This is a genomic window from Methanocalculus pumilus, from assembly GCF_055382585.1.
The window spans coordinates 1,415,203-1,441,707 of sequence record NZ_AP042393.1; the positions used below are offsets into that span (position 1 = coordinate 1,415,203).

General features: G+C 50.6%; 24 protein-coding genes and 3 tRNA genes. 17 read left to right on the top strand and 10 right to left on the bottom strand.

Translation table 11 applies throughout. From position 1 onward, the window contains the following. Nucleotides 1-6: 6 nt before the first annotated feature. From ACZ44I_RS07490 to ACZ44I_RS07505, 4 genes are read right to left on the bottom strand one after another with little or no spacing between them, the layout of a single operon-like run. Nucleotides 7-1,173 carry a GTP-binding protein gene (locus ACZ44I_RS07490; RefSeq protein ID WP_464551156.1) on the bottom strand — a complete coding sequence of 389 codons (1,167 nt, stop codon included), beginning with the start codon at nt 1,171-1,173 and terminating at the stop codon, nt 7-9. Beyond that, nucleotides 1,170-1,880: an RAD55 family ATPase gene (locus ACZ44I_RS07495; RefSeq protein WP_464551154.1), complete on the bottom strand. Its 711-nt coding sequence runs from the start codon at nt 1,878-1,880 to the stop codon at nt 1,170-1,172. Before ACZ44I_RS07495 ends, ACZ44I_RS07490 begins: the two co-directional genes overlap by 4 nt. Before the next feature lie 13 nt (nt 1,881-1,893). Further along, nucleotides 1,894-3,756 (bottom strand): ferrous iron transport protein B, encoded by a 1,863-nt coding sequence (gene feoB / locus ACZ44I_RS07500; RefSeq protein WP_464551152.1) that lies wholly within the window; start codon nt 3,754-3,756, stop codon nt 1,894-1,896. Next, nucleotides 3,753-4,391 carry a metal-dependent transcriptional regulator gene (locus ACZ44I_RS07505; RefSeq protein ID WP_464551150.1) on the bottom strand — a complete coding sequence of 213 codons (639 nt, stop codon included), beginning with the start codon at nt 4,389-4,391 and terminating at the stop codon, nt 3,753-3,755. The genes feoB and ACZ44I_RS07505 overlap by 4 nt, the downstream gene beginning before the upstream one ends. Nucleotides 4,392-4,479: 88 nt before the next feature. On the opposite strand from ACZ44I_RS07505, the gene polX reads away from it, so the two are divergent. Next, on the top strand, nt 4,480-6,171 hold the full coding sequence (gene polX / locus ACZ44I_RS07510; RefSeq protein WP_464576456.1) for a DNA polymerase/3'-5' exonuclease PolX: 1,692 nt from the start codon (nt 4,480-4,482) through the stop codon (nt 6,169-6,171). Beyond that, on the top strand, nt 6,168-6,761 hold the full coding sequence (locus ACZ44I_RS07515; RefSeq protein WP_464551146.1) for an undecaprenyl diphosphate synthase family protein: 594 nt from the start codon (nt 6,168-6,170) through the stop codon (nt 6,759-6,761). Before polX ends, ACZ44I_RS07515 begins: the two co-directional genes overlap by 4 nt. Here ACZ44I_RS07515 and uppS read toward each other — a convergent pair. Further along, the gene (gene uppS / locus ACZ44I_RS07520) at nt 6,735-7,514 is read right to left on the bottom strand and encodes a polyprenyl diphosphate synthase (RefSeq protein ID WP_464551144.1); all 780 of its coding nucleotides are present in this window, start codon (nt 7,512-7,514) and stop codon (nt 6,735-6,737) included. The genes ACZ44I_RS07515 and uppS overlap by 27 nt on opposite strands. Continuing rightward, complete coding sequence (locus ACZ44I_RS07525) at nt 7,511-8,548, bottom strand: DUF8061 domain-containing protein (RefSeq protein ID WP_464551142.1); 1,038 nt, start codon at nt 8,546-8,548, stop codon at nt 7,511-7,513. The genes uppS and ACZ44I_RS07525 overlap by 4 nt, the downstream gene beginning before the upstream one ends. 182 nt (nt 8,549-8,730) lie before the next feature. Between ACZ44I_RS07525 and ACZ44I_RS07530 the strand changes: the two genes are divergently transcribed. The 7 genes from ACZ44I_RS07530 (at nt 8,731) to ACZ44I_RS07560 (ending at nt 15,901) form a co-directional block, all read left to right on the top strand. Continuing rightward, on the top strand, nt 8,731-9,711 hold the full coding sequence (locus tag ACZ44I_RS07530; RefSeq protein WP_464551140.1) for a hypothetical protein: 981 nt from the start codon (nt 8,731-8,733) through the stop codon (nt 9,709-9,711). Next, nucleotides 9,708-10,811, top strand: coding sequence for a type IV pilin N-terminal domain-containing protein (locus ACZ44I_RS07535; protein WP_464551138.1), 1,104 nt, complete (start codon nt 9,708-9,710; stop codon nt 10,809-10,811). Before ACZ44I_RS07530 ends, ACZ44I_RS07535 begins: the two co-directional genes overlap by 4 nt. Nucleotides 10,812-10,831: 20 nt before the next feature. Beyond that, nucleotides 10,832-14,071: a PKD domain-containing protein gene (locus tag ACZ44I_RS07540; protein WP_464551136.1), complete on the top strand. Its 3,240-nt coding sequence runs from the start codon at nt 10,832-10,834 to the stop codon at nt 14,069-14,071. A 73-nt stretch (nt 14,072-14,144) separates the two neighbouring features. After that, nucleotides 14,145-14,423 carry a type IV pilin N-terminal domain-containing protein gene (locus tag ACZ44I_RS07545; RefSeq protein ID WP_464551134.1) on the top strand — a complete coding sequence of 93 codons (279 nt, stop codon included), beginning with the start codon at nt 14,145-14,147 and terminating at the stop codon, nt 14,421-14,423. Nucleotides 14,424-14,480: 57 nt separating this feature from the next. Next, complete coding sequence (locus tag ACZ44I_RS07550) at nt 14,481-14,672, top strand: hypothetical protein (RefSeq protein WP_464551133.1); 192 nt, start codon at nt 14,481-14,483, stop codon at nt 14,670-14,672. A gap of 82 nt (nt 14,673-14,754) precedes the next feature. After that, nucleotides 14,755-15,636: an IS4 family transposase gene (locus tag ACZ44I_RS07555; RefSeq protein ID WP_464551131.1), complete on the top strand. Its 882-nt coding sequence runs from the start codon at nt 14,755-14,757 to the stop codon at nt 15,634-15,636. A 194-nt stretch (nt 15,637-15,830) separates the two neighbouring features. Further along, nucleotides 15,831-15,901 (top strand) — tRNA-Gly (locus ACZ44I_RS07560). 265 nt (nt 15,902-16,166) lie between these two features. On the opposite strand, the gene ACZ44I_RS07565 is transcribed toward ACZ44I_RS07560, so the two are convergent. After that, nucleotides 16,167-16,622 (bottom strand): ferritin-like domain-containing protein, encoded by a 456-nt coding sequence (locus ACZ44I_RS07565; RefSeq protein ID WP_464551129.1) that lies wholly within the window; start codon nt 16,620-16,622, stop codon nt 16,167-16,169. Between the two features lie 755 nt (nt 16,623-17,377). Here ACZ44I_RS07565 and ACZ44I_RS07570 point away from each other — a divergent pair. The 4 genes from ACZ44I_RS07570 to ACZ44I_RS07585 all read left to right on the top strand — a co-directional run bounded on the left by ACZ44I_RS07570 (nt 17,378) and on the right by ACZ44I_RS07585 (nt 19,701). After that, nucleotides 17,378-17,448 (top strand) — tRNA-Gly (locus tag ACZ44I_RS07570). A 5-nt stretch (nt 17,449-17,453) separates the two neighbouring features. Then, entirely contained in the window at nt 17,454-18,128 is a 675-nt protein-coding gene (locus tag ACZ44I_RS07575; protein ID WP_464551128.1) for a DUF5612 domain-containing protein, read from the top strand. A 47-nt stretch (nt 18,129-18,175) separates the two neighbouring features. Continuing rightward, nucleotides 18,176-18,754 (top strand): L-threonylcarbamoyladenylate synthase, encoded by a 579-nt coding sequence (locus ACZ44I_RS07580; protein WP_464551642.1) that lies wholly within the window; start codon nt 18,176-18,178, stop codon nt 18,752-18,754. Between the two features lie 20 nt (nt 18,755-18,774). Further along, complete coding sequence (locus ACZ44I_RS07585; protein ID WP_464551126.1) at nt 18,775-19,701, top strand: nucleotidyltransferase domain-containing protein; 927 nt, start codon at nt 18,775-18,777, stop codon at nt 19,699-19,701. A 75-nt stretch (nt 19,702-19,776) separates the two neighbouring features. On the opposite strand, the gene ACZ44I_RS07590 is transcribed toward ACZ44I_RS07585, so the two are convergent. Beyond that, nucleotides 19,777-20,586, bottom strand: a complete 810-nt coding sequence (locus ACZ44I_RS07590) for a PD-(D/E)XK nuclease family protein (protein WP_464551124.1) — start codon at nt 20,584-20,586, stop codon at nt 19,777-19,779. A 41-nt stretch (nt 20,587-20,627) separates the two neighbouring features. Here ACZ44I_RS07590 and ACZ44I_RS07595 point away from each other — a divergent pair, with 41 nt between their 5' ends. Beyond that, nucleotides 20,628-20,921, top strand: a complete 294-nt coding sequence (locus tag ACZ44I_RS07595; protein WP_300329746.1) for a DUF3467 domain-containing protein — start codon at nt 20,628-20,630, stop codon at nt 20,919-20,921. Between the two features lie 120 nt (nt 20,922-21,041). Next, nucleotides 21,042-21,115, top strand: a tRNA-Thr gene (locus tag ACZ44I_RS07600). Here the strand turns inward: ACZ44I_RS07600 and ACZ44I_RS07605 are convergent. Next, the gene (locus tag ACZ44I_RS07605; RefSeq protein WP_464576458.1) at nt 21,116-21,397 is read right to left on the bottom strand and encodes a type II toxin-antitoxin system RelE family toxin; all 282 of its coding nucleotides are present in this window, start codon (nt 21,395-21,397) and stop codon (nt 21,116-21,118) included. Further along, nucleotides 21,394-21,624, bottom strand: coding sequence for a DUF7557 family protein (locus tag ACZ44I_RS07610; protein ID WP_211529605.1), 231 nt, complete (start codon nt 21,622-21,624; stop codon nt 21,394-21,396). The genes ACZ44I_RS07605 and ACZ44I_RS07610 overlap by 4 nt, the downstream gene beginning before the upstream one ends. A 170-nt stretch (nt 21,625-21,794) precedes the next feature. Between ACZ44I_RS07610 and ACZ44I_RS07615 the strand changes: the two genes are divergently transcribed. Both ACZ44I_RS07615 and ACZ44I_RS07620 read left to right on the top strand, forming a co-directional pair. After that, the gene (locus ACZ44I_RS07615; RefSeq protein WP_464551122.1) at nt 21,795-23,231 is read left to right on the top strand and encodes an ATP-binding protein; all 1,437 of its coding nucleotides are present in this window, start codon (nt 21,795-21,797) and stop codon (nt 23,229-23,231) included. Between the two features lie 73 nt (nt 23,232-23,304). Beyond that, entirely contained in the window at nt 23,305-26,475 is a 3,171-nt protein-coding gene (locus ACZ44I_RS07620) for an Eco57I restriction-modification methylase domain-containing protein (RefSeq protein ID WP_464551640.1), read from the top strand. Nucleotides 26,476-26,505: the final 30 nt, after the last annotated feature.

The window sequence follows — 26,505 nt, forward strand, 5'->3', positions numbered from 1 at the left end:
GTATCCTCAATACTCAAACCGCGTGATCTGATCGACCATTGAATCGATGATATCACGGCATTGCCTGGGGTCTGTTGCCGATATGAAGTATACCGGTGTTCCCGGTCCGATCTCAAGAGCGGTGCGGATCTCCTCCTCAGTGACCGAATATTCGAGATCCGCTTTATTTGCAACAACGATCACCGGAACAACAGCATTTCCTTCTACTATCGTCTTCAGTTTCAATGCCCTTGCCATCTGATCGGGGCGTGTGACATCCACCATCAGGATGACGCCCATCGCATTCCGTGCCAGCTGGGGAACAATCGGGTCAAACCGTTCCTGGCCGGGAGTGCCGTAGATATTGATATCAAAACCCTTGCTTGCCATGTGGCCGATATCAAGAGCAACGGTTGTCGGTGTGCCAAGCACCCCGAGGCGATCGACCGACATGCCGCTCTCTGAGATATTCTTGACAAAAGTCGTCTTGCCGCTGTTTGAGGGGCCGGTCACGACGATCTTCGGGATATAAGGAACAATATGGCCTTCGGTGACGATATAGGGGAGTGAACGCGCCGGGAGTGGAAGCCAGGATACGGTATGGAGGGTGAAGTAGTTGAAGAAAGAGACAACTCCCGCTCCCGACTGAAGAGTTATAACGAGATCACAGGGGGTTTCGCTGAGGATTGAATTGAGCATCTCCTCACCAAAGAGATTGAAATACTCAAAGGCAATTGTGACCGGTTTATCAGATCCAAGATCATCAAAGAGCGAGACTGCTCCGGCAAATTCAAAGTAGTCTGAGAGGACATCTAGATAGACGACGATAACGTCGATATCTTCCTCTTTGACAATGCTCCGGATTCTGTCCCGCCATGCTGCCCTGCATGCACTCTGGTCAGGATTTTGTCTCGTAATTGCTTCAACATCAGACTGGTCGAGGAAACTGATCAGTTCATCATAACAGTCCAGATGATAATGGCTCTGTGTTGCAATATCATTAAAGTAGGCATCTTTACTGGTAAAGGGCGCAATAACCAGTGTTTTTTTGCCGGAAACAACAGCAGTATGGAGCATCGAAATCAGGAAATGCTGTCCGTCAGCCTCAGGCTCGATCGAAAAGAGAACCCTGCTCCCATCAGGAATCCCTCCTTCAAGCAATCCATCCAGCGCATCTATTCCAGTATATATCATCCTTCCACCACCAGTTTCCCATTCGGATCAAATGAATATGGAAGCCACGGAGTCATCCGTCCTCCAAGGCCAACAACCCTCAGTTCAAAGCTATCTGTCCCCTCTCTCACTTCAACCACCCCGTTCATCAGCTGTTTAATCACCGAGATTGTACGGGCATCAAACGACTCGTTGTTTAAGGTATAAAGCCCGATCCACTCGTTCTTCTTGATCTTGGCAGAGATGATATGGACAAACTGATACATCACCTCCAGTTTCCGGTACATCAGGAATGTTGAGAGAGAGCTTACACAGAACCGAATCGGCGGCGGAAAAACACCTGATTTTGGATTCTTCAGGCTCTCATCGACGATGCCCGCAAACATCTTGCTCATCTTGATGCTGATGCCGGTCAGATCAACCGGACTTGCAACGAACTTCATCCTGTCGGTATCAGGCACGTTCGGCAGATCGCTTTTTGTGATGGCATCGATGATCGCAAGGGCTCTCCTCTCCGTTCCATTCAGCTTAAAGAAATTCAGTATCTCGGATGCCCGTTCATCTGTCGAGAGAAGAACCGAGTATTCGCTTTCAGAAGGAAACGAGAGATTATACGCAATCCTCTCGGCACCAGAGAGAGGGGGTGCCAGTATGAGTACATTCGCACCCGAGGTCAATCCGCCGAGTTGATCATCGAGTGCAGGGATACCGAACTGGTAGCTGTACATAGTATATTACGTGTTATGTCATCCCTATTTTTAACAATGCGCCTACAATGATACCCAGGGCGACAGTATACAAAGATATGAGTATCGCCCACCGTTTTCCAATTTCCCTGATTAAAACGGCAATTGTTGAGATACAGGGGATAAATAGGACACAGACAACCGCAAAAATATACAGCTGCACACCTGAGAGGACTGCGCCGAGATCTGCTGTTCCCGCAAGAACGGCAAGCGTCTCAAATGCCATCTCTTTTCTGAGGATGCCAAAGAGAAGGGCGGTTGCGGCAAATCCCGGAAGCCCGAGGACAGCCTCGGAATAGGGGGTTATAATATCCTGGAATGCCGACACGAATCCGAGATACTCAAAGATCCCAAGGAATACACTGGACACGAGGAGGAGCGGCATGGCAATGAAGAGAAATTCCGAGAGACGGGTCCAGGCCTTCTTCACAACCATATCGGGCCGGGGAACCCGGAGTGCCGACATCTCAAGGATCATCCCAAACTGCTGGCCGGGCGTCACCTTCGAGAGTACGATCCCGGTTGCAAAGACGAGGAGGAAGACGATTCCATAGACAGAGAATGCAGCGGCAAGACCGATAAAGGAAGCAACAATCCCTGATATGACAACGGTCCTTGCTGAACAGGGGATCATCGTAACGAGAACCGAGGCAATGATCCGCTCTCTTCGTGTTGCGAGGAGACGGACGCTCATCAATGCCGGGACACTGCACCCAAACCCAAGAACCAGCGGGATGATCCCCTGCCCATGCATCCCGAACCGGTGCATCGAGCGGTCAGCAAGGAATGCGGCACGGGTGAGGTACCCTGAATCCTCGATGATCGAGATGACCAGGTAGAAGATAAAAACATAGGGAAAAGCAATCCCCATACCAGCCTGAAGGGCGATGATTATGGAGAGGCCGACAGCTGATGCAATTCCGGGAAGTTCGAGGGCAAGGAATGGTTCTATTGCGTAGATGTCAATGAAGGTAACAATAATGTCTTCAAAGAACGCGCCTGTGGTGAATACAAGCAGGAGTATGGCGATGATCATCGCAATCAGGATGGGGATACCGGGAAATGACCGTGTCAGAATCGTGTCGAGATCAAAACAGGGAGGGCGGGAGTGCTGCTCGGTTACCTCCCCTGCCAGTGCATGTGAGAAGTTGTGCCGGTTGGTTGCGATGATCTGGTGCGGCGTCATATTATGCCGCTTTTCGATCTCAGCTCCAAGCCCCAGTGCCGAATCCGCGAGATCATCTGATCCCTCCGGCCGTACGAGTGCCTGGAGAGCAGCACTTCTCTCCACACCATAAACCTTTGAGAGACTACGTACAGCTGCTTCGACATGATGATCATAGTGAACGGAGATGGTTGGGATGGAGGGTTCTCCCGTTGCGAGATCGATGATCGCCTCCATATTCTTCCCCTCAGATGCAACTGTCGGGATGACCGGCGATCCGATCTTCTCTGAGAGGAGATCGTAATCGATCTCTATCCCGAACTTTTCGGCTTCATCGACCATGTTCAGGACGACAACCATCGGGATTTTGTATTCTGCAACCTGGAGGAGGAGGTAGAGGTTCCGTTCAAGATGGGTGGCATCCAGAACAGCAATGAGGATATCCACCTCCTTCCGATTCAGAATACCTCTGACAAGCGTCTCTTCTTCGGATTCCCCATCAAGGGAGTAAATTCCGGGGAGATCGACGAGCTCGATCATCTCGCGCTGGAAACAGACATTTCCACGCATCAGATCGACTGTGGTGCCGGGATAATTGCTGACTTCAACACCAAGGCCGGTTAGGTTGTTGAAGATGAATGATTTTCCCACACTCGGGTTTCCGATGAGCGCGCAGGAGAGGCGTCCAGTCATATCCTTCTCCTGGCATGGATCTGGGATGCGACCTCAGGGGAGAGTGCGATATCGCACCCTTTCACCGAGATGACGACGGCTTCGTTATGGAGCTTTCTCCGGATGGTGATCGGTTCGCCTTCGATGACACCCAGATCGATCAGCCTTCGGTGGCGACCCGGGCAACGGACAAAGGTGACGATAAGGGGCTCGTCTTCCGGGAAGGAGATGAGTGGTCCCGATTCCGGAGGAGTGGGACAGTGATGCCTCCGATGTTCGGGGCATCTTCCCCCTTTTGACTGCATGAATGAATCAAGGGCCTCGATCGTCTCTTCGGAGATATCATGTTCCAGGAGGCATGCTTCACGGGAGGCAGCCTCTGCCTCAAGACCAAGTGTCTCTTTCAGAAAACATTCAAGAACAGCATGTTTTCGTGCGATCATCTCCGCAGCTCTTCTTCCTGCCGGTGTAAGCTGGTAGCCGGAGGAACCCCGGGAGATGATGAGATCCTGATGCATGCACTGTTCAAGTGCAGTGGAGATTGATGCCTCCGGTTGAGAGAGATGAGAAAAAATCCTCTCCAGTGTGGGGACGTCCCCCTCCTGCTGGATCAGAAGGATGGTTTCAAGGAGATCTTCCTCAAGAGAGGTCTGCATATACAGAGTATCTGAGTCGTAAATGATATAGTATGCCTTTTGGAGGAAAATGCATGCATCTATAAGGAGATGGATACCAATACCGGCTATGGGAAGCGGGGTGAATGCGGAGGTTGCCGGGGTGCTTGAGAGGGTGGCCGATCTCCTTCTCGTAATCGGTGAGAATCAATTCAAAGTCCGTGCGTACCAGCGCGCAGCAGAGGCGGTGCGGAGGAGCCCACACGCTGTTCTGACAATGACCCAAAATGAACTGATGGCACTGGATGGTATCGGGAAGGGGACATCAGAGGCCATTCTTGCTATTGCTGAGACCGGGACCTGCTCTGAACTCGAAACCCTGATGGAGAAGGTGCCCCCTGATCTTCCGGAACTGCTTGAACTGGATGGTGTCGGGCCAAAGACGGTGCAGAAGCTCTGGAGCCACCTGAATATCACCTCGATTGCAGAGCTTGAAACCGCCGCCCGCGGGCGGCGGATCCGGGGCTTGCGGGGGTTTGGAGAGAAGAAGGAAGAAGAGATCCTCAGGGCGGTCAGGATCTATAAGAACAGATCCGGGAGGATGCTCATATCGGAGGCAGAGGAGATTGCCGGAGAGGTTGCAGCCATACTCATTCCGGGGACATATTCGTATGCCGGGTCACTCAGGCGCGGCAGGAGCACGGTCGGCGATATCGATATTGTGACGACCGAGCCTGCACAATCGGTCAATCCCAGGATCAGGGAGATTGCCAGTGAGATGATCGATGAGGGTATGAAGAAGACTTCATTCTTCTATCGTGGGAAACGAATTGATATCCGGTTTGCAGATACAATAGAGTTTGGTGCGACGCTTCTGTACCTCACCGGATCAAAGGAGTTTAATATCCGGCTCCGCGAGCGGGCGATTGCACGCGGTATGCAGCTGAATGAATACGGGCTGCTCAATAAACAGAACGGGGAGATGACCCGGTGCGCAACCGAGGATCAGGTCTTTTCGCTTCTCGGTCTCCATTTCATTCCTCCTGAGCTCCGGGAAGATCGCGGCGAGGTTGCTGCTGCAGAAGCCGGAACGCTGCCACAACTGGTTGAACTATCAGATATCAGGGGGGATCTCCATGCCCACACAACCGGATCTGATGGATCCCTTTCGGTTGACGAGCTGGCGGCAACCGCAGATGCGCTTGGATACGAATACATCCTCTGTTCTGACCATTCCGCCTCACTCGGGGTTGCACGGGGCCTCACACCGGAAGGGCTTTTCGAACAGGCACATGAGATCGAGATCGCAAACCGAAACCATGACTGCCGGATACTCGCTGGTATCGAGGTAGATATCCTGACTGATGGAAGTCTGGGGCTGCCGGATTCTGTCCTCGCCGATCTCGATCTCGTCATCGCTTCGGTTCATTCCTCGCTTCACCAGGAAAGCGATCAGATCACAAGGCGGGTGATAACAGCAATAGAGAACGAGCATGTCGATATCATCGGCCACCCCACCGGGCGGCTGATTCAGAGGAGGGAGCCATCTGCAATTGATATTCCCCGGATCCTTGAGGCTGCACGAGAGGCAGGGGTGGCAGTTGAACTGAATGCTTCACCATACCGGCTCGACCTTGATGATATTTATTTGAAGACGGCAAAAGAACTAGGAGTGAAGATTGCAATCGGGACCGACTCCCATGGGCCGGGAGATTTTGCCGCGATGAGATATGGCGTGACGACGGCCCGGCGTGGCTGGTGCGGAGCTCGCGATATTCTGAATACCTATTCATTACCCGGATTACTGGACTATTTCAGATGATACACAGGCTCTATGAATACCTGCTGATGCGGGAGATCACAACTCCCCCCCGCGAGATCTGTTTTATGCTGACGGTATTCGATCTCCGTTCTGCGCCTGAGCGGATCAACGATGTCGTCAGGTGGTCAGAGGGTGTGCCGGGGATCGGGATGCTAACCTTCCATATCGATACCGATGATCTCTCCTGCGTGATGCCTTTCATTGATGACTTGAAGGCAGTTTCCCGGCATGCCCGTCTCGAGCTGCATCTGAAAGATGAGGTGTTTCTTGCAGGAGAAGGGCTCCCGGTTCTGATCGTCGTTGGCAGAAGCGGGAGGGAGGAGATCACAGAGAGCATTCAAAAGATAGCGGATGAAGGAGTTGACCCATGTGATCTCACCGAGGAGACGATCGAGTCGCATCTCACCTTCAGGTCAGCACCCGATCTGATCATAAAGACTGGCGGGAGCCACCTCACCGATTTTCTCATCTGGCAGTCGGTCTATTCCGAACTCTTCTTCCTTGATGTAAACTGGGAGTTCTTCAGGAAGACCGATCTCCTCCGTGCGATCAGGGATTTCCAGTCACGGGCACGACGGTTTGGGGCCTGATCGTCTTCTCTGATCATAGACCCGGATCGCCCTGAGCAGATCTATTTTCCGAAACTGCGGCCAGTATGGTGCGCAGAAGTAGACTGAGGATTCGTTTCCGTTTGCGAGCCATGGCAGGAAGTTTGATGTTCTGTATTCGTTCCCGGTTCTGATGATCAAATCAACCGGCGGGAGGCCGAGGCCGCCGTAAAGGTTCTCCTCGACCATCGCCGGGGTGATCTCGTCTGATCTGAGGGTGCCTGCCCGAACCTGTGAGACGAGGCGGCGGGCGGCATGGACGATCTCGTTCCTCCCTCCGTAGGCGATGGCGACATTGAGGTAGTGGTTGCTGTACTCTTTTGTTGCTTCTTCTGCTTCTTCGATACAAGATAGGACATCATACGGGAGGAGGTTCTTGTCGCCGACCATCCTGACACGGATCTTGTTTCTGTGTACCCGCTCGTCATTCAGTACTTTTAAGAACCGGTCTTTGAAGAGTTCGAAGAGTTCTGCAAGCTCTTCTTCACTCCGCCGGAAGTTCTCGGTCGAGAAGGCATAGAGGGTGATGTGTTTGATCCCAAATTCCCGTGCCCATTCGAGCATCGTCTCGGTGGTGTTTGCCCCCTGCCGGTGCCCAAACCCCGTCTTCTGCCCCCTCTCTTTTGCATATCGCCGGTTTCCATCCATGATGATCGCGATATGGGTCGGGATATGGGTAATCGACGATCGCAGGATGCGGAAGTAGAGGGGTTCCAGGAGGGATCTGAGTGTCATAGCGGTTCTATCTCCACGATCATGCCGTTATTTGGGTACCGTTCGATGATCTCAAGTTCAAGGCCGGGCTCTCCTTTCAGGTCATCAAGGAGCCACCACTCACATTCGACGCTTCCATCCGGCTGGAGTTCATAGCTCTCTTCTTCGAATGTGGCGAGGATCTGGCTGAGATCGGTGTTGGATCTGATCCTCCCGTAGACGATGGTGCCGTCATCGGTGATCTCATCAAGGTTCCGGGCGGTCATGGTTGCTATCCGTATGAGCCGCTCCCTCAGCTGGACGGCGTCCTTAAAACCTGAGGAGCAGAAATGAACCTTCGGATCGTCACTGATCTCGTCTGCCCAGTCTTTTGCCCCCCTGATTGCATTATAGAGACCCTCTTCCGACTCCATGCCGCGTTTCCGCATCTCGTCAGCACAGGTCTCGCCCCACTCAAGCTCGTTGATATTGAAGAAGTCAAGCAGTGGGAGCATTGGCCTGAGGTTCCCGATACCGGGGAGGGAGGGAACTTCAATCCCGATGTCAAAGCCCATCTCTTTTGCCCGCCTTGCGGATGCCGGATAGTCCGTCTCCATGATATGATCCCAGACTTCGTAATCCGGGTGCATCCGGATCTCGTCAACAACCCCCTGAAGTGCGGCTAAATCTGCTTCTGTCGGCGCCCGGCCGGTATAGAGATGGATCTGGTGATTCTTTCCGAAGTGATCTTTCAGGAGTTTGCAGTAGTGAACTGTCCGATCAATAAAGAGGAGGGGCTCGCCGCCGGTAACACCGGTCCCAAGTGCATCCATCGCCTCTGCCTCGGCGATGAGGTCGGCATCTGAATGAACCGGCTTGTCGTTTGCGAAGACGACATCAAGGTCTTTTCTCTCGACCGAGAGGGGGCAGTACCAGCAGGTGCGGTCGCAGAGGCCGGTTATGAAGAGGACGAGCTTTGCCCCCTGGTAGCAGAGGATACAGCCGTTGCTGAGGTTCTCCGGGAGAGGGGGGCCGGCCCGCTCCATATGGTCGGACGCGATCTCGTCATTGTCCATGGGATCGCCTCGCGGGTGTGGGATTTTGTATGTGGATTGAACGTGGGGTGGGGAGTGTCATTTGGATCTGTACCTCTCTATTCGTCATGAAAGAGTAAAACAGTATGCGGACGGATGGCGGGGTGTGTGGGGAGGTTATTCTGATAAGTACCTTTTTCATTATGATGATGCTATGTATCATCATGCCGAGGCGATTGAACCGGTCCCGGAATGTACGATCTGATACTGCTGGATCGAAAAAACCACGATCGGATGATGCCCTCTCTGAAGTGATTGGGTTCATCCTGATTATTGCTATTCTCATGATCTTCCTCTCCCTCTGGATGGTGTATGTGGTTCCTGCGGAAGGGCGGCAGCAGGAGATCGAGCATATGAACTATGTCCGGACCTGGTTCACGCAATATAAGGTGACGGCGGATTCGTTGTGGGTGAATCATGAGCCGAATGATCCCTATAAGTCACTTACCGGTGTAACCTTCTCGAATTCGCTCACGCTTGGATCACAGGGTGGTGCCACCCAGGCAGGGGGTTTGTTCCTGCCAGTGATGAGCCCCATCGGATCTACCGGAGCTATAGCAGTGGCGAATCAGCCTGCCGCATCCGGTGGCGTGGAAAGAATTGAGATTAGCAAGGATGGTGCACCCGCTGTCATCGAGTTCGAAATGGGCAGACTTGAATATGACGCAACAAACCATTACTGGATCCCGCAGTCATACTATTACCAGATGGGGGGGGTCTTCCTCAAACAGTCATCAGGGACTGTCGCACGTGTCTCTCCACTTATCAATTTTGAGACAGGAGGTACATTTATTGCCCTGGTAAAACTGGCAGGAGCCGGGCAGGTTGGACTTTCAGGGCAGGGGCCGGTTCGTATCGATACCAAAATGACGAATCGGACACAGAGCTATTCCATGATACCTGCACCAGGTACACCTTACTCAAATATTACCATCTATCTTGAGGACGCCAATGTTGCACGCGGGTGGGAGAATGCCCTGAAGGAGTTACGATTCCAGTCTGGAGTTTCATCAGGTGCATGTAATATTTATCGCGGTCCTCCGGATGTTGTCAAAATCGATCTCCAGGGGGGGCCTGAAAAAGTCCAGTATAGATATATATATTACACCGTCTCGGTGCAGTCAATTGCAACAGGAGCTACATGATGCAACAGAATTCAGCAGTTTCTGAGGTCATAGGGGCAATCCTCCTCATATCACTGGTGGTACTTGCGGTAGCTATTGTTGGCGTAGGATTCCTCTCTCAGCCACCGCCTGTGCAGACACAGGATCTGAATGTCATTGCGGGCAACACTACAACCACGCTGTATATTTATCATGATGGAGGGGATCCGATGGTTCCCGGGGAGTTTGCTCTTCTTCTTGATGGGAATCCCGTTGATCCGATCCCGGCACCATCCGGGGGATGGCCGTGGGAGATAGGTGAAGTCCTCGAAATACCGATAACAACAACGCCACAACGCATTCAGATCATCTCCACCCGCGGCGGGCAGCAGAATCTTATCCGCGAGATCAGTATCGGGCAGGTGACCGGAGGCGGTGTGCCTATCACGCCAGGGCCGGCGCCTAAACCAGGTCCCGGGGGGCAGTGTACGCAGGAAGAGCTGGAAAATTATCTTAATATTACATATATCAGTAAATTTTCAGAGGAACTGAATAATGATGCGATCTACCTAACACGATACAGGCTCGGCAATTCCGCATCCCTTTCAGGCTGGGTAAATATGACAATTAATAGCACAGGTTCGTATATTGTCACACCAGGTCAGGGAAATAACCCTCCAGTCATAACAGATCTCAATGTAAATGACAGGCTTGCTATTCAGTATGTAGATGCCAATCAGGTCAGTGCCAATATCTTCTCTGTGGGAGGGAAGGGTTGGGCATTTGCTGGAGATAACACGAATATTTACATTAATCCAGGTCAAACAGGCCAGCAATCATTTACAAATACAAATCTCATTGATAGCTGGATTTTATCTTTTAAGAAGTATGATTCAACCCTCACATTGCAGGTGGGTGGAACACCCCAAAATATATTTACAAGGTTATTCATCAAAAACCAGACAAACCCGGAAGTTGAGGGTCCAGACACCAATAGATGGAAATTCTATAATATTGAACCCGCAGAGCCTTCGCTTCTCATTCTAAATTTCGCAAAGAAACAGAACGATGGTTATTTGCAGTTCGTCGGAAATGTATCGAAAATTGAACGAAATGACATACTCTACTGGTCACCATCCTAATTTAACTAGGGTTAATTATTATGGTTATAAAAAAAAATACTTTCCACACCACCGCCTCCTCAGAACTGGTCGGCACGCTGATCCTCTCCGCTTTGATCGTCCTGGTCATTGGGATCGTCGGGGTGAGCCTCCTCTCCCAGGGGCCGCCTGCTGAAGTGCCGGCGCTCCGGGTGGATATCCATAATGAGTCAGGGAACCTGATTCTGATCCATCGTGGCGGTGATACGCTTTTCCGGGAGAAGACCAGAATCTTTGTGGATGGCGTGGATCAAACTTCTAATTTTATTCTTGAAGGTGAGAGCTGGGGGGAATATGGTGCCGGAGACTGGCTTATCCTTCCCGTTGATCTCATGCCATACCGGGATGATATCAGTGTGCAGATCGTCCATACCGGACCGGAAGTCCCGGCACTCCTCTTCACTATCGGGGATATCGGGGTACCGCCAGGGCCGTGGGGAGATACCTATCAACTTACTCTCACTGCCTCACCAGCTGGAGCGGGGACGCTGACAGGGGCAGGAGATTATGAAGCCGGGACTTCGGTTTCGGTCAGTGCTTCTGCCAATCCGGGGTGGACCTTCAGCAACTGGACACGAAATGGCGTATTGGTCAGTACATCACCAGGTTTCACCTATACGATGCCAGCAGAAAGTGTGACGCTGGTGGCGAACTTCGAGATGGATCCAACGGTGAAATATACTCTCACACTTGTTGCCGATCCATTGGTGGGTGGAACCGTCAATGGCTCAGGCCTGTATGAGGCTGGAGAAGAAATTCCCGTATCTGCCCAAGCCAGTGCAGGCTATCAGTTCATCAACTGGACACAGAATGGCGTGGAGATAGCCAATACATCTGCATTCACCTTCACGATGCCGGCAGGAGATGTAACCCTTGTGGCGAACTTCGAGCAGCAACCCTGCAACCCGGGTCTTCGCGGATTCTACTACCCACAACAGGTCTTCTCCGGCATCCCGGTCATACGGATCGATCCGCGCCTCCGGTTTGCCGATGCCCAGGCGGTCAGCCAGTATGGAGAGCCGACTGATGAAGTGAACTGGCCCGACGCAACACTTGCGAAACAGAATGACTTCAGCATCATCTATGAGGGGTATCTGGTCGTTGATACGGCAGATACTTATACATTCTCACTCCGCTCCGATGATGGCTCACGCCTCTGGATCAACGAGATCGATGATGCTGATACACCGGTGGTTGACAACTGGGGTTTCCATGCACCCACTACAGTTACAGGCACAAAATATCTGGAAACTGGATATCATCCGGTGCGGGTAAAGATGTTTGAGAATACAGGGGCTGCCTCCCTCCAGCTCAGATGGGAGTCTCCAAACATGACAGACCGCGTCATCGAGAGCTTCTGCACCGATCCGGTAGGGTACCAGGTTGATTTTGCTGCCACTCCATTGAATGGAGATACGCCACTGCTCGTCAATTTCACCGATCTCTCAACCGGGTTATCAGGGAACCGTTCTTGGTCATGGACATTTGGGGATGGTGGAACATCGACCGCCCAGAACCCAACCCATATCTACACCTCACCCGGCAACTACACGGTCAGCCTGTTTGCATCAGGAGATGAGGGATCCGGGGTTGAGACAAAGACGGGCTATATCACGGTCACCAGCTCTGGAATAGGGTTCACGGCAGAGTCATGGGTCAGATGGAACAGGAATCCAACACCGGACGCCAACGATCAGCGGTGGGCGACGATCGTTGTCGATGGGAACTCAGATGGAAACAGCCGCTATCACCTTCAGCATAATCGGAATAATCAGAACTTTGAGATTGCCATCAGGACAGCTGATAATGTCAGGACATTCCGCCAGAGTACAACTACTCCCCTTGAGGGAATATGGTACTATGTTGTCGGCGTCTACAACCAGGAGACAGGACACCTCCGCATCTATGTGAATGGGGTTGAAGAGAACAGTGTTTCTGTCAATAGATCGGGACTGATCCCATCGCCCGGCTTATACCAGATCGGCGGCCCTGCCGGCATCGAGTGGCCTGATCCTACATCGATGGAACGAAAATTCGACGGCAACATCCTCTGCCTTGGGACACATGAACGGGCATTCACCCCGCAGGAGATCCTGGATAACTATAATGCCGGATGCCCGCCGGTTGTTGACTTCACCTCCGATGTTACCAACGGCACTGCCCCGCTTGCGGTGCAGTTTACCGATCTAACCTCGCATTCACCGACTGCGTGGGCATGGGACTTTGGGGACGGAGGTACATCGACACTCCAGAACCCCACCCACACCTATGTGACAGCTGGGACGTATACTGTCAGCCTGACGGTGACGAAGAAGGATGTGAATAATTTAGATGCGAACGTGACCGGGACGAAGATCGATTATATAACGGTCGAAGGAGAGTCATTTGTTGACTTTGTAATCAATGAGAATGTCTTTGTCTATGGGAATGTCCTGAATTTCCAAGGAGGTAATATCAATGGCCCTGGAGCAACGGTGGTGATTAATGGCGGCCTTGTCACCTCAGATTTAAATCAGGGCGCAACCGTTGCAGTCTCAACGATATACATTGATGGAAATGTGAATCTCAATTCTGGAAGTGCAGGGCTTGGATCATTAACTCAGCCGGGTAATATCTACGTGAACGGAGATATGAGGCTCTGGACTGGACAGCGGGATATCTATGGAGATATCTATGTTAATGGCAACTTTGATCTTAAAGATGCTCACATCCATGACAATGTGTATGTTAATGGCAATCTAAAACTTGGAAATACGCCAACGCTCTCTCCAGATACACGAATCTATTATACTGGGACGATTGCCCATCCAGGAAATTACCCGGGAGATATCCTTGCCAAATGCATCCATCAGGCAACGGTTCCTGGGTTCGACATGCCGGATCAGGAGATCCCGCCTGCGAAACCAGCTGACTGGTATTCAGATCGTGGGTACGTGTCCGATGGAGCTTTGACGAGCAATATGAAGGTATTTGCTGACAGCTACTCACCCACAAGCTGGCAACCCACGGCAACGAATGTGATCATCATCGCACGTACTGGTGATATAACAATTACCGGAATAGGGGAGAGTGGCGTTACCGGCGTATTCTTTGCACCAAATGGCAGGGTAACTTTTAACGGAGCATTCCTCGAAGGTGTCGTCATCGCCCGTGACGGGTTCTATGTGACAAGTGGCGGAACACAGGTTACTTTCAAAAACCTTGACCAGTACATCGGAGATCCAAATGATTATCCGTTCTGAATAAGGGTGTTTGAACCCCTACACTCATTTTTTTTAAAGGAACAATACAGAATAGAATAGAACAGGAACAGAGATGAAAACCGCTACCAACGACGCAGTCTCCCAGGTAATCGGCGTACTCCTGATGATCGCTCTCGTCTCTGTCTTCGCCATCATCATCTATGGCTCAATCTTCAACCTCACCCCCACAATCGTCCAGCCGCCGTACCTCGCCATTGAGAGCGAGCTCCATAATCCCGATGGCACACCCTATATAGAACTCCGGCATAGGGGCGGGGATACGATTACCCTAAACACAACGGGCGCAGAACAGGGAAAAGCAGTCGATCTCTTTGTAACAATCGCTGGGTAGAGAAGCCGTGCAGTTCCTCTTGCCCCCACAAACTGGAGACCCGGTGAGAGAATCTTCATGTTCAATACACCTGATGGTCCCCGGCTTACTAAGGAGAGGAATGTCGACATCAGCTCCGATATCGGCTGCCTTCCTGGCGAGCGATCGATCACTGCGATGGATATTGACTCCCAGCTGCTGGTATTTATTGAGCAGATTACCGTGCAGAGTATATGGGATGGAGATATCCGTGAGCCTGAAACCATTTGAGCCGGTTGAAATCGAAGAATTCACCGATACCTCAATTACATTCCTCATGAAGAATCCGGATGGCTAACCCTATATCGGAGATGTGATCTTCCGGGAGCGGGAGGGAGCGGCACTTGTTGATTCCCCTATGTTATCACCGCAAATCCACGATGGAGTTTCAATTATTGCCTATTCGAGCTTTATTGAACGATTTGAAGACGTATCACTGAAATTCATGCAGAGAGTTTTGAATGACTGTATCCATTCACCGGTGATCGGTCTCTCTCTGGAGCTCCGGGAACGATACCGGAAGTTTGCCACAATCTTCATCCAGGATTCTTCAATTATCAGGCTCCATGAGAAGCTTGCAGAGAGGTTTCCCGCCACCCGTGCCAAAAAGATAGCTGCCGGGATCAAGGTCAGTTATCTCCTCAATGTCCTTGCAAATAGTCCACAAACCGTTTCTCTCGTTCCTGAACGCACAGTTGAGGTCAAGACACTTCGAATCGGTCACTGGGTGAAAGGATCGCTCCTGCTCATCGATCTGGGATTCTACTGTTATCACTCCTTCTCGAAAATAGACAAATATGGGGGGTATTTTGTGTCCAGAGTCAAGAAAGACAGTTGTCTCATCATCACACGATTTCACTCACCAGTCACTGCTGCACAACGGGAGATGTTCACCGGCAAGGATCTCAAACATGTGCTCAAAGTACTCGGAGGAACCTCTGTTGATGCAACGGTAACCATCAAGGTCAAAATGACCGGTGGTTGTTCTCACAAGAAATGTAGTGTGTACCAGCAGTTTCGGTGTGTTGGCCGGGTCCATCCTGAGACTGGGAAATGGCATCTGTACCTGACAAATCTCTCCCATGAAGAGTTTTCAGTTGATGATATAGCTGCTCTGTATGGATTCAGATGGGAGATTGAATCCCTTTTTGACGAGTATAAGAGGCTGTTGCATGAACCATTACATATCTCCTGAAGGAGAATCTGGTTAACAGATTAAACTTAAAAGAGCCTGTTAAAGCGTTTTTCTCTTAAGATGCGGATCAAAATTCACCTTATTGTATAATGAAAATCCTTCATGCAACAGCTTCAGATATCCTTTTTAATGTGTGACGATATCGGATGAAACAATAATCTCTATATGCCAGAAAAGAGATAAAATGAGGGAGCGCGATAATAGTCTAGTGGTAGGACAGGGGCTTCCCAAGCCTCTAGCCCGGGTTCGAATCCCGGTTATCGCATATATCGCATAGGGGGTTTCCTCTTATATGCATCAGATCATCATTCCACCTTGATCAGGTGGGGCATACTAATTTACTATTATAAGTAATTCAACTAAAATTGCAAAGAGTCCCCTTCCTTTAGATGGGGAGGGATTACCTCAGATATCTTTATATTGTCACTTAAAAGCTGAAAGTAACGAGATAATTAAATCTGGAAAAATTATAGTGTGGACAGCGCTTCAGATGGCTGACCACTTACGAAAAGAGGATAAATTTTGTGTGGTTACCAGGATTCCGGAAAAGCCATGTTAACATAGATGTCTTCAAGTCGGGCTTTATGACCTCTCTCCATATTTGCGAGTTGCTCAAAGACCATCTTCTGCTCGATGGTGGTGCTTGCTTTTGCAAATTGTGTGTACATCTGCATGGCCGCAAGTTCTTTCTTCATTGCAATGACAAGACCATCGACTGGTTTAAGATCTGGAGTGAGGTTGGGCATTGTGGTTTCATGGACGACTTTGTAGTCATGCGAGGGATCAAATTTGAGTTCCGCAACATCTTTTGTTAGATATCCCTGAAGTAACTCCCTATGGGATTTTTCTTCTTCGGCAAGCTCTGCGAATAAAGATTTCATAGCAGGCCCGCTGACTTTTTCGGCAATAGTTTTATAAAACGTATAGGCCTCTACTTCATTTTCAATAGCGTCGGAGATAATTTTTTTGTATTCTTCTGCATTCATAATGTTTCATATAGTTTCACTCCTTTAAATTACTTATGTTGTAACAGTTATGTTGTAACAGGTCAGCACCCCTTATCCTGATCTCTTCTCAACCCACACCACACACCACCACTAATGTCAGGTTAAGGTCAACAACCCCTGAATTCACACTTTTCTGAAAACACTTCATAATTTTTCGCGATCCCCTTCAGCGCATCAATTCGATACCATTATTAAGTTACAAGATAATGCCAATATCTCGCTTTATTTTGAAAAAGAAAGTCAAATTATTGAGAAAAAAGTGGAGGGGCTCTTCCCCTACCACAGACTGCATGAACTTGCCAAAGAAACCGGGTTCTGTCAGAGGCTCAGGAAGATATACCCGGTTATCTTCCTTCAGGTGGTCATCTTTTCTGCTACTCTGCACAAACATCCGACAGTTGCAATCTGTACCTGACAAATCTCTCCCATGAAGAGTTTTCAGTTGATGATATAGCTGCTCTGTATGGATTCAGATGGGAGATTGAATCCCTTTTTGACGAGTATAAGAGGCTGTTGCATGAACCATTACATATCTCCTGAAGGAGAATCTGGTTAACAGATTAAACTTAAAAAAGCCTGTTAAAGCGTTTTTCTCTTAAGATGCGGATCAAAATTCACCTTATTGTATAATGAAAATCCTTCATGCAACAGCTTCAGATATCCTTTTTAATGTGTGACGATATCGGATGAAACAATAATCTCTATATGCCAGAAAAGAGATAAAATCAGGGGGCACGATAATAGTCTAGTGGTAGGACAGGGGCTTCCCAAGCCTCTAGCCCGGGTTCGAATCCCGGTTATCGCATCAGAATGGACTCTTCTTCAAGCTATGCCATCAGCCTGATCACCGAGAATAAAAAAGGCGTTCTCCGCGATATCGCAACCACTCTGGCCGAACATAATGGGAATATTCTGACGATCCAGCAGGAGATCATCAAACGCGGACCTGAGACCGGCTTTGCATGGGTTGATATGGAGATCGAGGTGGATGACAACTTCGGATCAATCGTTGCTGCGCTGACTGCCCTTTCCCAGATTCTTGAGGTCGAAACCCATGAGACGTTTTCGAAGATCTTCGGGCAGCGGGTGATCATCATCGGCGGTGGAGCCCAGGTTGCACAGGTGGCTATGGGTGCCGTGAATGAGGCTGACCGCCATAATATCCGGGGAGAACGGATCTCGGTCGATACCATCCCGCTTGTCGGGGAAGATACGCTGGCACTCGCAGTCGATGCGGTGACACGCCTCCCCCGTGCCTCGATCCTGGTGCTTGCCGGATCGATCATGGGCGGAAAGATCAGCCGGGCAGTCGAGAACGTGAAGGCAGAAGGAATACCGGTGATTGCTCTGAAGATGGCGGGAAGTGTCACAAAACATGCTGACCTTGTTGTCACGGACCCAATCCAGGCAGGAGTCTTTGCCGTGATGCATGTCTCAGAAAAGGCTATCTTTGACATCAGCAGGGTGAAGGGGCGCGAATTTTAACGTTTTGAAGACACATTCCAAAGAGGTGATCTGGTACTATGAAAGATATGGATGATATCATACAGCAGGCCGTTTCGATCCTCAGGCATGACGGGTTAATCGTCTACCCGACCGAGACGGTGTATGGGATTGGCGGGGATGCCTTCTCGGATATTGCAATCGAGCGGGTATATGAAGCAAAGAACCGGCTTAGGGGAAAACCGATCTCAATTGCGGTATCGGATATCGAGATGCTCGCCTGTGTTGCTTATCTTGATCCGGCGGCAGAAGCGTTCATCAACCGGTTCCTCCCCGGCCCCGTGACAGTGATCCTGAAGGCAAAGAGCTGTGTCCCTACAGAACTGACCGGCGGCACCGGGATGATCGGGATCCGCTGGCCGGATCACAGAATAGCGCTTTCGATCATCAGCGAGCTGGATGCCCCGATCACCGCAACCAGCGCAAACCTTTCAGGCGATATCTCGCCAAGGACCAAAAATGACGTGAATGTCCGGCACGAGCTCTTCATCGAGGGGGGAGAACTGCCGGGAACGCCAAGCACGGTTGTGGATCTGCATACGAAAGAGATCATCAGGCCGGGCTCACAGCTCGATGAGATCGTCAGGTTCCTCATCGATATGGACTGAGCTGTATGGAGATTAAGCGGATGGAGAAGCCGATCCGGCTTCGTGATTTTTTAGTCGATAAAGATGGCGGGATATATGCCGTTTCAGTCTACGACAATTACGAACGGGCAGGCTGCATCCTGAGGTACCTCCCTGATCCTGATGGTGAGCGAACCTGTGTGAATGGTAAGCGGTACCGGAAGATCGAGTTTGATGAGGCATTCGCCTGGATTCGTGAGCACCATCCCGATTGGAATGATACCGTTCATCGGATCCCGCTGGATCAGATCACCTCTGTCCTGAAGCCGGAAGAGGAGATGGACCGGATCATGCAGCAGAACCCCCGTGTCAGGAGCCTCGCAAATCTCTTCAGCCTCCCAAAGAAGAGTTTCGGCTGCACCGGCTCCCTCCTCTGCGGGCTTGAGAACGAGGCATCCGATATCGATCTCGTCGTCTATGGAGAACACTGGTTTTCAGCACAGCGACAGCTTGCCGATGCGGTTTCAGCGGGGAAGATCCCGGAGATGAGCGAGGAGATGTGGAGGAAGGTCTACAGGAAGCGTCTTCCCGAGATCTCTTTTGACGACTTCGTCGCCCATGAAGCCCGGAAATACAACCGGGGCGAGTATGAAGGTACCTACTTCGACCTTCTCTTCTCTCGTGGATATGCCGGGCAGAACGCCGTTCCGATCAAAAAAGGAGTTCCAATCGGCCGGGATGTGATCGAGGCGACCGTGACCGATGCCTCCCTTGCATTTGACAACCCGTCCGTCTATGCAATCGACCACGAGGAGATCAGCTATGTCCTCTCCTTCACCCATACCTATGCCGGACAGGCACTCGCAGGAGAAGTGATCGAGGCAGCAGGTGTTGTCGAGGATCATGGAGATGAAAAATGGCTGATCGTCGGCACCACCCGCGAGGCACGGGGCGAGTACATCCTCTCAAGAACACTTCTGAACAGGTGATCAATTTTTCAGGGGATCTCGTTTCTATCTGCCAATCTGTTTCCGCCCTCTTTTTCGGTATATCCCCTCCAAAATTCACTTTTTCCTGAAGAACCGGTCAAAGAGCGTCTGCGGCTCGCCGGCGCCACGGGTGCAGGATTCCCTCTTCGGGCAGCGGTCGCAGGGGGCATCCGGCGGTGCCTGCGGGGTTTCGCCGCGGTAGATCGCTTCTGCCTTCCTGAGGGCGGCGAGGAGGCTCCGCCTGTCTGAGGCGGTGGGGGCGACCGTCCGGATGATACCGGATGGAATATAGGCGATCCGGACTTCGGAGAGGGGGCGCCCTCCACAATTCAGCTGTTCCATCTCTTCTGCCGCCAGCAGGTATGCGGCCGCCCGAATCCGATCCTGCTTCCAGACCCCATAGGTCGGGGCACGGCCTGCCCTGAGGATACCGATTGCAGGTTTGCTGCTGAATATCCAGTCGATCCGCCCGGAGATGCCGTACTTCCTGTTTGCACAGGCAACATCGGCTGCGACAGGCTCCTCCCAGGCAAGCCCCTGGCAGGCAGCGATACACCCTTTGAGGTACTCTTTCATTGAATCGTCGATATCGGGCCGGACGAGTCGGATCTCCTCCCAGATTATCTCAACGTGGGGATCTGGATGGATGGTCGGATCCTGTGAAGATCCAACAGATGACAGAGCCTCCGATTCCACAGCCACCGGGGTTTGAGATAACGCAACTGCTCCCAGATGGTAGCCGACCTGTTTTGCAATGGTGTATTCCGGCGGCTCTGTGATCCCTTCATGCCGTTCCAGGTACACCCGGACCGGGCAGACCGAGGTGCGGACAAGTGTGGAAACAGGGATGAGCTGTGGCTCTGGTGGTCTTGCAGGCGCAGACATGCGTAAGAAAGCTTTTCTTTTCACTCCGCTAATAGATTTGCATGGCTTCCAAAGAAATAACCGTAAATGTGCCGCAGGATCTCGATCCCGTCTACAGCAATATGATCCAGATCGCCTTCAGGGACGACGAATTCACCTTCCTCTTCCTCCATCAGATACCAAATATCAACCAGGCAAAGGCAAAGTCCATCGTCACCATCAGCCCAAAACATGCAAAAAAGTTCCTTGCAGTGCTCCAGCAGAGTGTCGCAGAGTTTGAATCCAAGTTCGGCACCATCGAGCCCCCCCAGGAGCAGCAGGCAGGCGACTCGGTGACGATGCGGGGATACTCGTAAGCGATGTCAGAACGATAGTCTCTACGACAGTCTGCACGAGAGCGAAACCAGAAATGATACCGCGATGCTGAAAAGAGCAGAACCTTTTAACCTTTTCAAAGCCAATAGAATGGTCGCAGTGCCGCCGTGGCTTAGCCCGGCATAGCGGCTGATTCGTAATCAGCAGGTCGAGGGTTCAACTCCCTCCGGCGGCTCTATTTTAAAGTCGTTAAATCAATACGTTTGCTTCTATCTCCGATCTCAATCACAAAGATGACCATCACATCATCCTCAATAGTGAGCATAATCCGATACCGCCCTATCCGATAAGAGTAAATCGGAATGCTTTGGTGTCCCTTCAGTTTTTTTATGTGTAAGCAAGGATATGATTCTTCTGCGAGAGCAGTTAGTTCATCTTTTATCCGCTGCTCCTCAGACATTGGAAGACGTTTCAAGTCACGTTCCGCTTTCGGAGTGAAGAGGACTCGCCAGATCATTCCAGACCCAGTTCCAAAGCAATATCTTCAAGTGAGCGCAAGCGACCGGCCCGTATATCTGCGATCCCTTCCTCTATCTGCTGCAATGTCTCTTCAGAGAGGGGTTCTGGGTCATATGCTATATCCAGAAGGCGGTTGAGCGTCTCATCATAACTCTCCCGGGGATGTATTTTTAATTCATCCAGACGGGATTTTGTCTCCGGCTGAAGTTGAATCGTTGTTGCCATAGTAACCCATAGAAGAGCATAGGACATAAGATTTCGTATTCGCTCATCATAAACTGATCCACCTGAGACCATCTAACAGAGATAAAGTGGTCTTTTTGATAGCCTCATACCTGGTGTCCACCTCACGCCATCACCTTTATCTTGTAAGTTGACATTAAAGTAGTATACTTATGTATCAACAAATCTTCGTCGACCGGAATGATGAGCTCCGGTTCCTTCTTGATCGATACCATTCACAGAAGCCGGAGTGCATAATCATCTATGGCAGGCGGCGTGTCGGGAAGACAACTCTCCTCGCCCAATTCCTAAAGAAGGCAAAAGGCTTCTACTTCCTTGCCTCCGAAGAGGGAACAGCCCTGAATATTTCAGATTTTGCGCACTATGCAGGAGAATACCTCCAGGATCCTGATTTTGAGCGGGGAAGTTATCCGGATTGGAAGGCGGTCATTCAGGCACTTATATCACACCGAAGATTTGCACCACCAGATGGAGAGAAAGTTGTGATGGTAATCGATGAGTTTCCGTACCTAATCGGACGGGATAAAGCAACTCCATCAATCTTCCAGAAGATATGGGATCAGATCCTCGCCGATGAGCCGGTGATGCTTATCATCTCAGGATCATCAGTGAGCGCAATGGAAAGTGAAGTACTGGCATACACAAGCCCCCTGTACGGCAGAAGAACAGGACAGTGGCAGGTTGAGCCGCTTCCCTACCCCTACCTCCGGGAGATCCTCCCCTATACTGAGCATGACCTGATTCTGACATGGTGCATCCTTGGAGGAATACCGGCATATCTCAGATTATTCAACCCTGATCTCTCCTTCTGGGAGAATGTGGAGGAGCAGATCCTGACAAAGGGTGCATACCTATACTCTGAGGCAGAACTCCTGATGCACTATGAGTTTCGGGAAGCTGGCAACTATATCTCGATTCTTCGCGCCCTTGTCTCCGGACATACAACACTATCAGCAATCTGCCAGGCAACCGGACTTGATAAAGGGATGGTATCCAAATATCTTGCAACACTCTCACGTATGCAGCTCATTCGGGATGAAGCTCCGGTAACCGCACATGCGGGGTTCAGGAGACGGCATTACCGTTTGTCTGACCCCTATCTCACATTCTGGTTCCGCTTTGTGTATCCAAGGCGGGCAGAGACTGAAACCGGCAAGGTGGAGGCGGTTCTTCATTCGATTCAGGACTCAATCGCTCCATATTGTGGAGAGATGTTTGAGATACTTATTGAAGATCTGGTACGGAGAGGAATCCTGTTTCCGGATACGCCATACTCACGCCTGGGGCGATGGTGGCAGAATGAGATAGAGATTGATATCGTCGGACTCGATGAACGAACAGTTGCCGCACTCTTCTGTGAATGCAAATGGTCCAAACTGAGCATCCGGGAAGCACGATCCATCATGGCAGCTCTCAGGGAGAAGGCAGAACACGTGCGATGGAGAAACGGCGAGCGGGAAGAACGCTATGCACTGATCGCCAGGGAGATTCACGGGAAAGAACAGCTCAGGGATGAGGGGTACCACGTCATTGATCTTCAGGATATCACCCTGCTTTCAGAGAGATTTCTGGCAGATAAAACCCGATAATCCGATCAGAATTTAGAGCTTCAGATCATACCCCTTTTTCTCTTCCAAAATCCCATCCCTCCAATTGATTACAATGGTTGATTCGGCTGCATGCCCTGAAGCAATACAACACCTTGTCGAGCGTTTCGGTTTTCATCTCCCCTCATACCTCCGGGGGCAGAAGAACGAAACCGAACTCAGGCGGCAGTTCCTCGATCCCTTCTTCCATGCCCTCGGATGGGATGTCGATAATAACAAGGGATACTCCGAGGCATACAAGGAAGTCGCCCACGAAGAGCCGATTAAGATCCGGGGGAAGACGCTCTTCATCGATTATGCATTCCGGATCGGCGGGCAGACAAAATTCATTGTCGAGGCAAAGAAGCCTGATGTCAATATAAAAGACGATACCAATGCAGCCCTCCAGCTCAGGAGATATGCCTGGAATGCAAACCTCAAACTGAGCATACTGACAGATTTTGAAGAGTTTGCAGTCTATGACTGCACCATCCCGATTGGCAAAAGCGATACCGCCGCAACCGCCCGGATCGCCTATTTCACGTTCAAGGAATACCCGGAGAAGTGGAGCTGGATCGAGGAGATATTCGCACAGGAGTCGATTAAGCTCGGATCATTCGACAGGTTTGCCGAGTCCAAGAAAGGGAAGCGGGGAACTGCCAGGGTGGATGATGCGTTCCTTGAGGATATCGAGAAATGGCGGGATCTCCTTGCAAGAAATATCGCACTTCGGAATGAGATCACGCTGGAAGAGCTGAATACCGTTGTCCAGCGCACCATTGACCGGATCATCTTCCTCAGGATCTGCGAGGATCGGGGTATTGAGAGATATGGGAGGCTAAACGATCTCCGGGAAGGTGCAGGGATCTACAAGCGGCTCTGTGAGATCTTCATTGAGGCAGATGACCGCTACAACTCAGGGCTCTTCTATTTCCAGGAAGAAAGAGGCAGGACGGAGATTCCGGATATCCTCTCCCTCTCAGTTGCAATCGACGATAAGGTACTCAAGGAGATCATCAATCGCCTCTATTACCCTGAGAGTCCTTTTGAATTCTCGGTTATCCCGACTGAGATTCTTGGCCATGTCTATGAACAGTTCCTCGGAAAGGTGATCCGGCTCACCAAAGCCGGACGGGCTGAGGTCGAATACAAGCCGGAGGTCAGGAAGGCGGGAGGAGTCTTCTACACGCCGACCTATATCGTCGATTATATCGTTGAGAAGACAGTCGGCGAGCTTGTTTCCGGTAAGACTCCAAAGGAGGTCTCGGAGATCAAAATACTCGATCCCGCCTGTGGATCGGGATCGTTTCTGATCGGGGCATACCAGTATCTCCTTGACTGGCATCGCGACTGGTACATCGAACACCTGGTGCCGGTGATCAAGGGGAAGGGAGCAACCTCAAAAGAGGTGCAGGCACTCATCCCATCACAGTATCAGGAGGCACCCGGGAAGAAAGGCGCAAAATCCAGATCCCGAGCACAGAACGATCACGTTGAACTGCCGATCTTTGCATCAGGTGATGGATCTGTCCCCCGTGTCAGGAGCACGTGGCAGCTCACCTCAGCTGAGCGGAAGAGGATTCTCCTAAACAACATCTTCGGCGTGGATATCGACACACAGGCTGTCGAAGTAACCAAGCTTTCCCTCCTGCTGAAGGTGCTCGAAGGCGAGAACGAAGAGACGATCTCAAAACAGCTGAAACTCTTCGCAGAGCGGGCACTCCCTTCCCTGCACAGGAATATCAAGTGCGGGAACTCCCTCATCGGACCGGATATCTATACAACAGTTCAGAACACCTTCACGGATGAGGAGATTCACCAGATCAACCCCTTCGACTGGAAACGCGAGTTCCCCGATATCATGCAGAGGGGAGGGTTCGATGCGGTGATCGGGAACCCACCGTATGTACGGCAGGAACTGCTCAAAGGGCAGAAAGATTACTTCAAGAACCAGTATGCCGTCTATGCAGGAACAGCCGATCTGTACGCATATTTCATTGAGAAGGGCATCTCTCTCCTCGGAAAAGATGGCAGGTTCTCCTACATCGTTGCAAACAAGTGGATGAGGGCAAACTACGGCAAACCGCTTAGGCAATGGCTGAAGACAAAACAGATCGAGGAGATTGTGGACTTTGGTGATCTCCCGGTCTTTACGAACGCAACCACCTATCCCTGCATCATCACGGTTGGGGGAGGGAGAGCCAATTCCACCTTCGATGTAGCTCAGGTAAAAACTCTGGATTTCCCTGATCTCTCCGCATATGTTGAGGAGAACAGGTATCCAGTTAATCAGGATGAGCTGGACGATGGTGGATGGTCGCTTGCAGATGGCGGTGTGCAGGGGTTGCTCAGCAAGCTCAAGCAGAAAGGAATCCCACTTGGCGAGTATGTGCAGGGGAAGATATACTATGGAATCAAGACAGGCTTGAATCAGGCATTCGTTATCGATGCAGAAACACGGGATCGACTTATTGCCGAAGAGCCAAAGAGCGAGGAGGTTATCAAGCCATTTCTGGCAGGAAGGGATGTGAAGCGGTATCAACCTCTGAAAACCAATTCGTATCTACTTTATATTCCATGGCACTTCCCTCTGCAAGATGATCCTTCAATACAAGGTGCTTCACAAAAAGCGGAAATAGAGTTTAAAAATCAATATCCTGCTATATACAAACATCTTCAAAATTTTAAGAGGGATTTAAGCACAAGGAACCAAACTGAAACAGGGGTGCGATATGAATGGTACGCACTTCAAAGATTTGGTTCACAATATTACAAGGAGTTTGATCAGCCAAAAATAATATATCCGAATATTCTTAAAAAACCTGAATTTACTTTTGATACAAACTTACATTACGCAAATCAGAAGTGTTTCATCATACCTTTAAATGATCATTTCCTGCTTGGGATACTAAATAGTAAACTCAACCATTTTTTATTTGAATACCTTTTACCCAAGCTTCGTGGAGGTTTTTACGAGCCGAGTTCCGTTTTCTTCAAGGATTTCCCAATCCGCACCATCGATCCCTCCAACCCCGATGACGTTGCCCGGCATGATCGAATTGTTGCCCTTGTCGAACGGATACTTGATCTGAATACGAAGGTGGGCGGGGTGCGGGAGGCACATGCACGCGAACTCCTGATGCGGCAGATTGAGGCGATAGATGCCGGGATTGATAAAGAGGTGTATGAGCTCTACGGGCTTACCGAAGACGAGATCAGGATCGTGGAAGAAGCGGTTGCTCAATAGAGTTGCCGGTGGGTTTAGGGGTAGGTTTAC

Excerpts from the sequence above, each read along its gene's own strand:
- ACZ44I_RS07515 (WP_464551146.1), top strand. The coding sequence starts at position 6,168 with ATGATACACAGGCTCTATGAATACCTGCTGATGCGGGAGATCACAACT.
- ACZ44I_RS07590 (WP_464551124.1), bottom strand. The coding sequence starts at position 20,586 with ATGTCTGCGCCTGCAAGACCACCAGAGCCACAGCTCATCCCTGTTTCC.
- ACZ44I_RS07530 (WP_464551140.1), top strand. The coding sequence starts at position 8,731 with ATGCCGAGGCGATTGAACCGGTCCCGGAATGTACGATCTGATACTGCT.
- ACZ44I_RS07505 (WP_464551150.1), bottom strand. The coding sequence starts at position 4,391 with ATGCAGACCTCTCTTGAGGAAGATCTCCTTGAAACCATCCTTCTGATC.
- ACZ44I_RS07610 (WP_211529605.1), bottom strand. The coding sequence starts at position 21,624 with ATGGCAACAACGATTCAACTTCAGCCGGAGACAAAATCCCGTCTGGAT.
- ACZ44I_RS07605 (WP_464576458.1), bottom strand. The coding sequence starts at position 21,397 with ATGATCTGGCGAGTCCTCTTCACTCCGAAAGCGGAACGTGACTTGAAA.
- ACZ44I_RS07575 (WP_464551128.1), top strand. The coding sequence starts at position 17,454 with ATGGACTCTTCTTCAAGCTATGCCATCAGCCTGATCACCGAGAATAAA.
- feoB (WP_464551152.1), bottom strand. The coding sequence starts at position 3,756 with ATGACTGGACGCCTCTCCTGCGCGCTCATCGGAAACCCGAGTGTGGGA.
- ACZ44I_RS07540 (WP_464551136.1), top strand. The coding sequence starts at position 10,832 with ATGGTTATAAAAAAAAATACTTTCCACACCACCGCCTCCTCAGAACTG.
- ACZ44I_RS07585 (WP_464551126.1), top strand. The coding sequence starts at position 18,775 with ATGGAGAAGCCGATCCGGCTTCGTGATTTTTTAGTCGATAAAGATGGC.
- uppS (WP_464551144.1), bottom strand. The coding sequence starts at position 7,514 with ATGACACTCAGATCCCTCCTGGAACCCCTCTACTTCCGCATCCTGCGA.
- ACZ44I_RS07545 (WP_464551134.1), top strand. The coding sequence starts at position 14,145 with ATGAAAACCGCTACCAACGACGCAGTCTCCCAGGTAATCGGCGTACTC.
- ACZ44I_RS07550 (WP_464551133.1), top strand. The coding sequence starts at position 14,481 with ATGTTCAATACACCTGATGGTCCCCGGCTTACTAAGGAGAGGAATGTC.
- ACZ44I_RS07495 (WP_464551154.1), bottom strand. The coding sequence starts at position 1,880 with ATGTACAGCTACCAGTTCGGTATCCCTGCACTCGATGATCAACTCGGC.
- ACZ44I_RS07615 (WP_464551122.1), top strand. The coding sequence starts at position 21,795 with ATGTATCAACAAATCTTCGTCGACCGGAATGATGAGCTCCGGTTCCTT.
- ACZ44I_RS07595 (WP_300329746.1), top strand. The coding sequence starts at position 20,628 with ATGGCTTCCAAAGAAATAACCGTAAATGTGCCGCAGGATCTCGATCCC.
- ACZ44I_RS07580 (WP_464551642.1), top strand. The coding sequence starts at position 18,176 with ATGGATGATATCATACAGCAGGCCGTTTCGATCCTCAGGCATGACGGG.
- ACZ44I_RS07620 (WP_464551640.1), top strand. The coding sequence starts at position 23,305 with ATGGTTGATTCGGCTGCATGCCCTGAAGCAATACAACACCTTGTCGAG.
- polX (WP_464576456.1), top strand. The coding sequence starts at position 4,480 with ATGGGAAGCGGGGTGAATGCGGAGGTTGCCGGGGTGCTTGAGAGGGTG.
- ACZ44I_RS07535 (WP_464551138.1), top strand. The coding sequence starts at position 9,708 with ATGATGCAACAGAATTCAGCAGTTTCTGAGGTCATAGGGGCAATCCTC.
- ACZ44I_RS07525 (WP_464551142.1), bottom strand. The coding sequence starts at position 8,548 with ATGGACAATGACGAGATCGCGTCCGACCATATGGAGCGGGCCGGCCCC.
- ACZ44I_RS07565 (WP_464551129.1), bottom strand. The coding sequence starts at position 16,622 with ATGAATGCAGAAGAATACAAAAAAATTATCTCCGACGCTATTGAAAAT.
- ACZ44I_RS07490 (WP_464551156.1), bottom strand. The coding sequence starts at position 1,173 with ATGATATATACTGGAATAGATGCGCTGGATGGATTGCTTGAAGGAGGG.